Origin of the sequence: Psychrobacter sp. AOP5-GZ1-6 (genome assembly GCF_052376345.1) — a bacterium.
Lineage (GTDB): Bacteria > Pseudomonadota > Gammaproteobacteria > Pseudomonadales > Moraxellaceae > Psychrobacter.
This window is the reverse complement of record NZ_JBQSVP010000250.1, coordinates 1-1,573: the sequence shown is the minus strand read 5'-3', so window position 1 is coordinate 1,573 and position 1,573 is coordinate 1. Positions and strand designations below refer to the sequence as shown.

2 protein-coding genes and 1 pseudogene are annotated in these 1,573 nt (G+C 38.5%); 2 read left to right on the top strand and 1 reads right to left on the bottom strand.

The genetic code is table 11. From position 1 onward, the window contains the following. Positions 1-305: 305 nt before the first annotated feature. On the bottom strand, positions 306-1,136 hold the full coding sequence (locus tag ACT3RN_RS15485) for a cation transporter (protein WP_444518814.1): 831 nt from the start codon (positions 1,134-1,136) through the stop codon (positions 306-308). Positions 1,137-1,211: 75 nt separating this feature from the next. On the opposite strand from ACT3RN_RS15485, the pseudogene ACT3RN_RS15480 reads away from it, so the two are divergent. Next, positions 1,212-1,286 (top strand): annotated as a pseudogene (locus ACT3RN_RS15480) (IS1 family transposase); the annotation flags it as partial. 102 nt (positions 1,287-1,388) lie between these two features. Next, the coding region (locus tag ACT3RN_RS15475; protein ID WP_444518813.1) for a recombinase family protein at positions 1,389-1,573 on the top strand (185 nt) is incomplete at its 3' end.

Here is a 1,573-nt window from a genome sequence, read left to right as displayed (position 1 = left end):
TCTGCTTTAAATCGCTTTATGATTATGTTTGATGACCGTATCAGCAAGCATTTAATCTAAACGGCAGTTACACAGAATTCGGGATGGTCTCCCACCAGATTCTTATCAAAGACTTCATCATCTATTATTCGCCAAACGGCAACTTGCTGATGGTCTTTGGTGGTGACTAGATTTAAAGTTTGTTCAATCATTGCTTGAGGTCTCATATCCTTATGATGTTTATTTGCTTCAAACCCAGTTACTTTACACTTAGCGGTTTAATTAAGCTACTTACTTGAGCTATTTGCTTCAGTTATTAGGCTTGGCTACTTACTCAACTTCAATATTCTAAAGGCGCCCTGAATAACTAAAGCAAATACGATGCTACCAATAATCAAATCAGGCGTACTAGAGTGTAACCAATTAACCAAAATCCCTGCAACAATTACCCCTAAATTGATAATCACATCGTTTGAAGTGAAAATCATACTGGCTTGCATATGGGCTTCTTCTTTGCTTTTCGATTTTTGTAGTAAATAGAGGCAAATCGAGTTTGCAATTAGCGCAAGAATCGATATGACTATCATGGTAGAAAAGTCAGGTAACTGCTCATTGCCAAAGAAACGTCTTAGTACTTCTAAAAAACCAAGAATCGCTAGCGTAATTTGAAAATATCCGGCAATTCTAGCAATCCGTTTTTTCTTAATGACCGTTCCACCGACCGCAAATAAGCTAATTCCGTACACGAAGCTATCTGCTAACATATCTAAGCTGTCGGCGACCAACCCCATCGAACGAGAAATCAGTCCCGTGCTCATTTCAATAATAAAGAAAGCAAAGTTAATGACCAGCACTATCCATAGTAGCTTTCTTTGCTCAGCATTTTTTTTGTGACTAGAGTCAGCATCAATTTTAAAATTATTGTTGGGATCAGAGGGGTCAATGGTTTCGGTCGAGAGTAGGGTGTCTCCTAATTTTAGGTCATGAATAGCAGTCTCTATCCCTTCTATATTGTCATGATGAAACACAGTTAATTGACGGTTAGGAATGTCGAACTCAAGATGTTCAATATTCGAGTGGCCCTCTAATTTCATTCGGATTAGGTTTTCCTCCGAAGGGCAGTCCATCTTCGATATTTTAAAAGTTGTTTTATTCATAGCTACATTTATATCCGGGTGGTGGTTCAAAAAGTAGGCTGGAAAAAACAGGCTGAGAAATTGATAAATAGTGAAATGCAAATGACACTATACATCAAATGCCCAGCCTGTCTAAGTGACAATATAAAGAAGAATGGTTTCAAAAGCTATACCCCAAGGGAACCACTTATTTCACCCTTCAAACCTATTAACAGACCACTTATAACAGACTGGTATAATGGAACCACTTATAACAGACTATTTTAGGTGTTTATGTTTATCAGAGCTTATCTTAGAGCGTCTACCAAAGAACAAGATGCTAAGCGTGCCAAAAGCGAACTCATAGTATTTGCCAACGATTATGGCCACAAGATTGCTGCCTTCTATGTCGAAAACGAATCAGGCGCTACCTTGGTGCGACCCAAGCTTATGCAGTTGATTGAAGATGCTCATAAGGG

Bases quoted from the DNA above. Each gene is read 5' to 3' on its own strand.
- ACT3RN_RS15485 (WP_444518814.1), bottom strand. From the start codon at position 1,136: ATGAATAAAACAACTTTTAAAATATCGAAGATGGACTGCCCTTCGGAG.